Origin of the sequence: Mesorhizobium sp. LNHC229A00 (genome assembly GCF_000502415.1) — a bacterium.
In the GTDB taxonomy this organism is placed as follows: Bacteria; Pseudomonadota; Alphaproteobacteria; order Rhizobiales; family Rhizobiaceae; genus Mesorhizobium.
Window position 1 is genome coordinate 71,827 of sequence record NZ_AYWQ01000023.1, and the last position, 7,825, is coordinate 79,651.

Here is a 7,825-nt window from a genome sequence, read left to right on the forward strand (position 1 = left end):
AGCGCGAGCGGCTTCATTCCGTGAACAGTGTCAGCCCATGCTGCACCGACTGCCGGCCATCCATCGGCAGGATGGCGCCGGTGAGATGACTGCCGTCACGGCTGCACGAATAGAGCGTTCCGCCGGCAATCTCATTCGGCGCACCGATGCGGCCGATCCGAACATGGCTGCAGACGAGCCGGCTTGTACTCGGTCGCGGTGCGCGTCCTGCAGGCCGCCGAAAGCAGCTCGTCTTGGTACGGATGATCATTCCGCCGGCGCCGCTATGCGGTATTGTCGCAGATTGATAAAATCAATTGTCTGGATAGGAACCATCCGTGTCTCGAATGGTGGAGGAGTAGTCCAGCAGACGGGGTAGCTTGTGGTCCTTCTTGAAGCGCGCCGACCTCATTGGCCGCTAGCTCTGAGCCGGCAAGAAGCGCCAGTTCAATGACATTGGGTGTCGACACGGCAAAGCGGCATCAGATGCTACTTCATAATGCGGGATGGCGCTTGCTTCTAGAAGCGCTCGGCCTGACGTGGAAGCCAGCACCGGATCTGGACTGTCGATATGCGCCCGATATTCGCGCAGCACAGCGGCAACCGCAGCGACGATGATCTCAGCCGTTGCGAGCATGCCAACCTTGGTGCCGGCCACTCTGTTAGCTTGAAGCGCAACGCGCATTTGACCCGTCACCAGACCGGGTTGCGTAACTTGGATTTCCAAGGCGTCTTCCTGGGTTTGCACCGTCAGCGCGCTGACAGCAAAGGCAGATGCGCACGTCAAGGCAAGCGATCGTCTCGATCTCGCGGGCCAGCCCCACCGCGGGAATCAGACCCGACAACAACGAGCAGATGCGGTTCTCGCCCCAGCGCCATTGTTCTGTCTTTCGATGCATTCTCGCGTGCGCGCTTCTGGGGCGTCGTTCAGCGCAAAGTCGGTGACCACGGCTGCGCTTTCCGCGCCAGCCTCGAAAAACGCCTTCGAGCCGGTCAGGTTGAGGCCGCCGATGGAGACCAATGGGATCGGCGCGACCTGGTGCTTCCACTCGCTGATCCGCTCGAGCGCTTGCGACGCCCATTCATCTTCTAAAGGCTAGTTGGATAGACTGGGCCGAGCGGCCGAGCTTCAATCCGGCGTATTTAATCGTCAGCATCGGCGGCAGCCAAATCCTTTTGACCAAGATGGACGAAGTCGCAGCCTTCCTCGATTGCCGTGCGCCAATTGTCGTTGACGCTCACTTGGCAACCATGGACCGCGCAGGCGTCGTTCGCGCGGCGGATTTCCGTCTGCAGTCCTTTCTCGTCCATATCCTTTCTCCGGAGCTGCAGCAGACTCACGCCGAGCGGCGCCAGCCGGTCAACCCAGCCGGCACGTCGAAATTCAGATAGAAGGGATCGAGCTTCATGAGAAGACAGCCCTGCCGACCNGTTGACGCTCACTTGGCAACCATGGACCGCGCAGGCGTCGTTCGCGCGGCGGATTTCCGTCTGCAGTCCCTTCTCGTCCATATCCTTTATCCGGAGCTGCAGCAGACTCACGCCGAGCGGCGCCAGCCGGTCAACCCAGCCGGCACGTCGAAATTCAGATAGAAGGGATCGAGCTTCATGAGAAGACAGCCCTGCCGACCTTCGGTGAGTAGCGCGGTTCGAGCATTCCAGTGCTAGCTTCACGAATGGCATCGACCGCCCTTGCCGAACGCACGCGCCATGCCGACCGGATCGGCCGCCCTCGGGACCGCCGTGTTCAGGAGCACGGCGTCAAGCCCGAGCTCCATCACGTCGCCGCGTACGACGGCCGTCCGAGCCACGCATCCACAATCAAACGGAATGTAGGGGAAATGTCCGCGCATCAACTGGACCTCGGAGCTCAACGCTTCATCGCATTAGAATGAGCGTTCGAAACGCAGGATACCGCCGACACTGCTCTTCTTGTTGGCATTGGCCCAGTTCACTTCGGAAGCTTTCACCTTTCCGACGGCGGAGCCTCCGTAGCGGTCGTAGTCGAGTTCAGCCGTAACTGTGAAATCTGGAAGAAGCGCATAGGCGACGTTCGCAGCGACACCATAGTTCTTGAGCTGATCACCCGAGAGCTGAAGGTTGAACGAAGTTGTCTCGTTGACGTCGCAAGCGGCGCCAGCCCAGAAAGCCCAGTTCCCGCCCCAAATCTTATAGAAGCCGCGACCATGAGCGTCGATCGCGTTCATGGAGTCGTGGTTGAGCTTGCCATTGGAACCGTCGCCGAACATTCCGAACAGCAACAGTTCGTTGGTGACATTGATGTCGACACGGACCTTGGCGGCTACCGATTCGTAGTTGCTATCATAACCAGCAACGCCGGTGATCGCTCCCCAGCCATGTGTGTATTTCAAGCCGCCGACTATGTGCGGAGCGTAGTTGTCGATTGTGCCCACCACGCCTGAGCCTTCTTCGAGCGAAACCACGGCGGAAAAGCCGTTCGCGGCGTCGAAGTAGTACTGGACCACATTGGTATCCAAAGCGCCGTAGGGAACCGGCGTCTGGTTGAGTACGTCACCCGCGCCGCCAATAAACTTGTCGAAGGCCGACCAGTCCTTACCAACTCGGAGGCCACCAAGCTGAATCCAGGCGAAAGTCAAGATGCTGTCTCCGTTGAAGGCATAGGACCGAGAACTGTCCGAAACCGAAGTGTGGCGGTTACCGAAATTCACGCGGGTTTCGGTGTAGGTCTTCAACGTGCCGAGTTCGGTCTCCTGGCCGGTCCAAGCTTTCAGTGTGAAGCGCGTGTTGTTTTGCCATGTACCCTGATCCTCACCAGTCCTCACATCTGAGGTTCTTGCGTGGTAAAACAATCCGACATCGCCCAAGCCCACGTAGTAGCTAAGATAGCCGCCGATGCGCAGGCAGGTCTCGGTGCCTGAAATATAGACGTAGCTGGAGCCGTAGACGTCGCAGATCTTGAGGTACTCAGTGGGATCAGGCTCGGGGACGATGATCACGGCGCGAGCGTCCGAAGCGGCGATCAGTGCCGCAGTTGAGCCGAGGAGGAGGCTCCCAATGGTCATTGTTGATCTCCGTCTAAATGGTAAAAGGAATCGAGACCGATAAATGATTTTTGCTAAGCAAACGATTGATAGCGAATCAAGATTAATTCTAGGAGTGTTGCTGCAACTGCCGTGCTAATGCTTAGGAGAATTCAGAATGTGATTGAGACTTGTTGTCACATATATTAAGTAGTTATCACTCCCAGACGCTCATACAACATTTTTGTACCCTTTTCATCTCAGCGGCGGGCCTCACAAAGGGTACTACTGCAAATGACGTGCCACCCTGACGACCCAGCTGCGGCTTGAAGCTCAAATGTGCGGGCGGACCTTGGTTCGCGCTTCTGTTCTTTTTGCCTTGCGGATCCACCCAAGCACGAACGGCAAACGGTTCGTCTGTTCGCTTGGCGACAGTTTGGCTTAATGGCGACGGCATTGTTTGCTGTGAGCCCCGCCGTTGAGGCATCATNAAGGGTACTACTGCAAATGACGTGCCACCCTGACGACCCAGCTGCGGCTTGAAGCTCAAATGTGCGGGCGGACCTTGGTTCGCGCTTCCGTTCTTTTTGCCTTGCGGATCCACCCAAGCACGAACGGCAAACGTTTCGGCTACGGTTCGTCTGTTCGCTTCGTGACAGTTTGGCTTAATGGCGACGGCATTGTTTGCTGTGAGCCCCGCCGTTGAGGCATCATGCGGCGGCCACCGCTCGGTACGACGCCGTCACTTTGGCGAGCTGATGGTCGATAACCACGCGCCGCAGCCTTGCACCACTGAGTCGGTAGGCGCCAGCCTTGGCATTGCGGCGGACCTGACGGTCGCGTCGAGCAGGTTTTCGTGCTGAAAGCCGCGCGGCACAGCTAATGCTTCTTGCCAGCAATTCACACAACGAGCTCATCGAGACGGCAGAGATCATTATGGGCGGCGCTAGCTGGCGTGCAAAGTCTGGACCCAACACCGTATTGTCTCATCGGATGCGGCATCTGCGCTCAGAAGAGTCTCCACGCGCAGATGAAGGGAAGGGACGTCGAACAAAACGGTGCGCGCGTGAGGGTTTCGGCGGGAACACCATCGTCAGTCGCTGACCGAGTGCGCTCAGACCATCGCTGTCCAGCCAAGACTGAACGGCGCCCATTGCTAAAAAAATTTCGAGCCCAAAGCGGAACGGACTGACATAGCGCAAAGACGCAGGCGAGCGCAGCGGTAAGGTTGGATGTTATCAGCATGGGACGGTGACCGTTGCAGACCACGAAATTTCGAGAGGCCCGGCTGCCTTGGTACACTATCTATCCGGCTGTGTCGGAGTTCTCTGGGGCGGTCGGCGCCGAGGCTTATGAGGAATGGCTCAGGAACCTGCCGGCTGATGATCCGGTGTCACTCTATCTGCACGTTCCGTTCTGCCGATCAGCCTGCTGGTATTGCGGCTTCCCAACCACCATCACCCGCCGTGATGCGCCCATCCTCAACTATCTGGCGGCGCTGCGTGACGAGATCCGTCTGGTTTCGGAGCGAGTGCCGAAGACGTTGCCCGTGAGCGACATACATTTCGGCGGCGGAACGCCGTCTCTCATCGGACCAGCCGAGTTCCTCGCTCTGATGGAGTTCCTGCGATGCCGCTTCGCCATCTCGAAAACAGCTACGGTCGCCATCGAGATCGATCCACGCACGCTCACGCCCGAGATGGCGGAAGGCTTGGGAGCGGCCGGCGTGAACCGCGCGAGCCTGGGCGTACAGAGCTTCGATCCCATTGTTCAAAAAGCGATCAACCGAATCCAGAGCGTGGCCCAGACGTCGGCTGCCGTGGAAGTGCTGCGCCGGCATGGAGTAAGCCGCATCAACTTCGACCTCATCTACGGCCTGCCGCGTCAAACGGTGGAGTCGTGCGTCGAAACAGTGAGGGCGGCGGTCGCCATGCGCCCCGACCGGCTTGCCTTGTTCGGCTACTCGCACATCCCATCCCAAGTAAAGAATCAGCGCCTCATCGAGGCGGAATTTCTTCCCGACAGCGCTGCCCGCGCTGAACAGTATGCGGCTGTCGCCGTGACGCTGATTGCCGCCGGCTACCGACAGATCGGGCTCGACCATTTCGCCTTGCCGGACGACGAGCTCGCGCTGGCACAGGAAACAGGTCGCCTGCGACGTAACTCGTTGGGCTACTCGGCCGATACCTGCAGAACCCTGATCGGTTTCGGCGCGTCGGCTATCGGCCGCATCGGCCAGGGATACGTTCAAAACGAAGTTACACGGGATTCCTACATCCAGCACATCGCAGCTGGCCGACTGGCTACATCGAAGGGCCATCGCCTCACAGACGACGACCGCGTGCGAGCCGCAATTATCGAGCGATTAATGTGCGATTTCGAGGCTGACGTGCCGGCAATCTGTGTCGCCCACGGATCTGATCCGATCCGTCTTCGCGATTCGGCTGAGCGCTTGGCCATGCTGGCCAAGGACGGGATAGTGGACTTCGAAAACGGCTTTGTCCGCGTACGGCGGGAGCATCGCTTTGGGATTCGCGCTGTCGCTGCCGCATTCGATGTGTTTAGGGATGGCGTTACGTATATCCCGCAGCAGCTTAATGCGATGCAAAGCACGACATAGTCCGGCATCAATGTCTCCGCTTGGAACCGCCGGCCTACTTGCCACGCCGGCCGGGCGCTGGTCTGGCAAGTGGGCTTTCCGTTTGCCAATGCGTTCGTTCCCGGCCCTCACGGGGCGGCGAGTCCCTGCCGTGAGCGCCTCACCCGCGAGGCTACATGGCGGCCGTGGAGATTACCTCAGCAGCGGCGCCCAATCGGAAACCTTAGCACCTCAGCGCTTTGGCGTGGCTGCTTGAACTCTTCGACGGCAACCGCCTCAATTAGCAGGTCCAAGGCTTCGCGGCCCCTTTGACTCATCGGGTCATTCCCACAAAGGTAGTCATACGCTCGATCTAAATGCACTCGGGCGGCGGAAAAATCGCTTGTCATATCATAGAACCCTCTCTACCCGCCCGCATTGCCGTCTACGAGGTGAAGGTAGTGCAATCGTCAATATATACAGACAAATTTGAATTAAATCGGAGATGATCATGGAGGCCGAGTTCCCTGACCTGATGCCGCCATCGAGCCCGCCGACGACCACTCGCTGGCGCTCGGTCGGTTCATAAATGCCGAGCACCCCGTCCCGAGACCACCTCTGACCTCCCTCCTTCGATGCTAGACGCGTGGAAGACATGGCTGCGCCGCCGCTGCGAGAAAGGCGTGTCCCATCGCGCGGCGGCTGCATAGTGGGCAGCCAGTGCTGGGAGCTAATCGGCAAAGCCGCGTGTGGCGATTTTGCATAGCGGGCGCAGGCGAATCGCCACGCCCGTCCAGCATGTCCGATGCCGCGTAGGCCGCCAGGATCCCTGAGCGGAGTGCATGCACGATCCCGCGTGATGACAGTGGATCGGCACAGAACAGGCAGTCGCCCGCCGCGACCCAGCGGTCACCGGCGGCGGGATCGATTGCGGTTCCCGCCGCCTTGATCATGCTGGCGGTCTCGATTGCGTGGGCGGCACGAGCGGCGCGATGGACTGCGTTGCGGCTAAAGCTTGGTACCAATGTCCGGCTTTGCGCAGTTCGCTGCCCAGATCCGGATCGGTGAGGCACGCGCAAGTCGGCGCTGTACCACCAGCCTTCGGGACGCGCCTCGACGACCATGCTGCAATCGCCCGGTGCGCGGTCGAAAAAGCGTGTGTAGGCGGCAAGATGTCCGTGCATGGTGAGCTTGGCGCCGAAACATCGCGCCAGCCTCCAACTGCGACCGGTCGCCCAAACCACGGCGCGGGCAACGATAGCTTCATCGGCCAGCTTGAGCAGCCAGCCTTGATCGTCGCGCACTGCCGACCCCACGGCCGAGCCAAACCGCGTGTCCACACCTGCCGCCTTGGCCGCCTGCACATCAGCCGGTCGAATCGCGTCCGGTCGAGCTGCCAGCCGGCACCTTGAGCGGAAAACATGCCGTGCCGCTCGCTGGGAACTTCATTGGCCCACACCGAAACAAGCGCACCATTTTCGACGAAGCCGGCCTCGGCGAACGGCGTCCAGACACCAAGCTGACGCAGCAGCCCATTCGCTACTGCTGGCAGCACCTCTCCCGGCTTTGGCCGATCATGCCTTCCTGCTTCCAGCAACAGCACGCTCCGCGCAGGTGCATCGTTGCCAACGCCAGTCCGGATGTGGTCGCCGCCGAACGTGATCGTCTCAGAGACCTGGCGGGACAAAATGCCAACCTCAAGATAGCGTTGGCCCGGATCAGCGAGGCGGACTAGGAAGACTTTAAATTCAAAAGGTGACACGCGGCAATCGTCGCGTGCCGCTGTAGCCCCAGGCTCCGCTTCACCGTGGGGACCGATCGGTCGCACTCTCAGCCTGGGGTTCTTCTCTGCCACCCATCATCGAATTTTGGTGGATTGTCCGTCTCCCGCACCGGTTTGAGCGCGATAGACAACAATCGCGTTTTCTGTGCCGGCCGGGCTTCAATGACGGGGATGGCGAAAAGCTGAGTGCTCGGGCTTGCGGGCCGAGCTTGTCGGCCGCTCGATGGAAAGTGTCATTTGAGGTGGGGTCTCGGCCGCGTGCAGCTGAAAGACACGCTCGTCCAGTTCCTTGTCTACTTCCGTCAGACGATGATTGAGGCGAAGGTAGTCCGTCCAGGTCGGCGTGCGAAACGTTTCTGTCCAATGCATAGGCTTCTGCAAGTTCCGCTGGAGCGTCCAGTTCCGGGCACCGACGCGGCTGTGTACATGGCGCCGCTGCCGCATGAGGTCGAGGAAGGCCTCGAGATTTCTCTCGGCTATCAG

At 59.7% G+C, this 7,825-nt stretch carries 8 protein-coding genes and 2 pseudogenes; 2 read left to right on the forward strand and 8 right to left on the reverse strand.

The window, feature by feature from the left end; all coding sequences use genetic code 11:
• Positions 1-13 precede the first annotated feature (13 nt).
• The 5 genes and pseudogenes from X742_RS1000000176145 to X742_RS142985 form a co-directional block, all read right to left on the reverse strand.
• The gene (locus X742_RS1000000176145; RefSeq protein ID WP_023774925.1) at positions 14-250 is read right to left on the reverse strand and encodes a hypothetical protein; all 237 of its coding nucleotides are present in this window, start codon (positions 248-250) and stop codon (positions 14-16) included.
• 147 nt (positions 251-397) lie between these two features.
• The gene (locus X742_RS1000000176150) at positions 398-727 is read right to left on the reverse strand and encodes a bifunctional hydroxymethylpyrimidine kinase/phosphomethylpyrimidine kinase (RefSeq protein WP_023774926.1); all 330 of its coding nucleotides are present in this window, start codon (positions 725-727) and stop codon (positions 398-400) included.
• Between the two features lie 84 nt (positions 728-811).
• Positions 812-1,388, reverse strand: a pseudogene (locus X742_RS1000000176155) (thiamine phosphate synthase).
• 197 nt (positions 1,389-1,585) lie between these two features.
• A pseudogene (locus tag X742_RS1000000173250) lies at positions 1,586-1,841 on the reverse strand (thiazole synthase); the annotation flags it as partial.
• 24 nt (positions 1,842-1,865) lie between these two features.
• Positions 1,866-3,023 carry a porin gene (locus tag X742_RS142985; protein ID WP_023774929.1) on the reverse strand — a complete coding sequence of 386 codons (1,158 nt, stop codon included), beginning with the start codon at positions 3,021-3,023 and terminating at the stop codon, positions 1,866-1,868.
• Positions 3,024-4,239: 1,216 nt separating this feature from the next.
• Between X742_RS142985 and hemN the strand changes: the two genes are divergently transcribed.
• Positions 4,240-5,601, forward strand: a complete 1,362-nt coding sequence (gene hemN / locus X742_RS142980; RefSeq protein ID WP_023774930.1) for an oxygen-independent coproporphyrinogen III oxidase — start codon at positions 4,240-4,242, stop codon at positions 5,599-5,601.
• Positions 5,602-5,777: 176 nt separating this feature from the next.
• Here hemN and X742_RS1000000176160 read toward each other — a convergent pair whose 3' ends face one another.
• Together X742_RS1000000176160 and X742_RS142975 are read right to left on the reverse strand one after the other, a co-directional pair.
• Positions 5,778-5,969, reverse strand: a complete 192-nt coding sequence (locus tag X742_RS1000000176160; protein WP_084569665.1) for a hypothetical protein — start codon at positions 5,967-5,969, stop codon at positions 5,778-5,780.
• Between the two features lie 228 nt (positions 5,970-6,197).
• Positions 6,198-6,899 (reverse strand): hypothetical protein, encoded by a 702-nt coding sequence (locus X742_RS142975; protein WP_156939458.1) that lies wholly within the window; start codon positions 6,897-6,899, stop codon positions 6,198-6,200.
• An 86-nt stretch (positions 6,900-6,985) separates the two neighbouring features.
• Here X742_RS142975 and X742_RS142970 point away from each other — a divergent pair, with 86 nt between their 5' ends.
• Complete coding sequence (locus X742_RS142970) at positions 6,986-7,294, forward strand: valyl-tRNA synthetase (protein ID WP_031248548.1); 309 nt, start codon at positions 6,986-6,988, stop codon at positions 7,292-7,294.
• Positions 7,295-7,501: 207 nt separating this feature from the next.
• On the opposite strand, the gene X742_RS1000000173260 is transcribed toward X742_RS142970, so the two are convergent.
• The coding region (locus tag X742_RS1000000173260) for an MFS transporter (RefSeq protein ID WP_198019258.1) at positions 7,502-7,825 on the reverse strand (324 nt) is incomplete at its 5' end.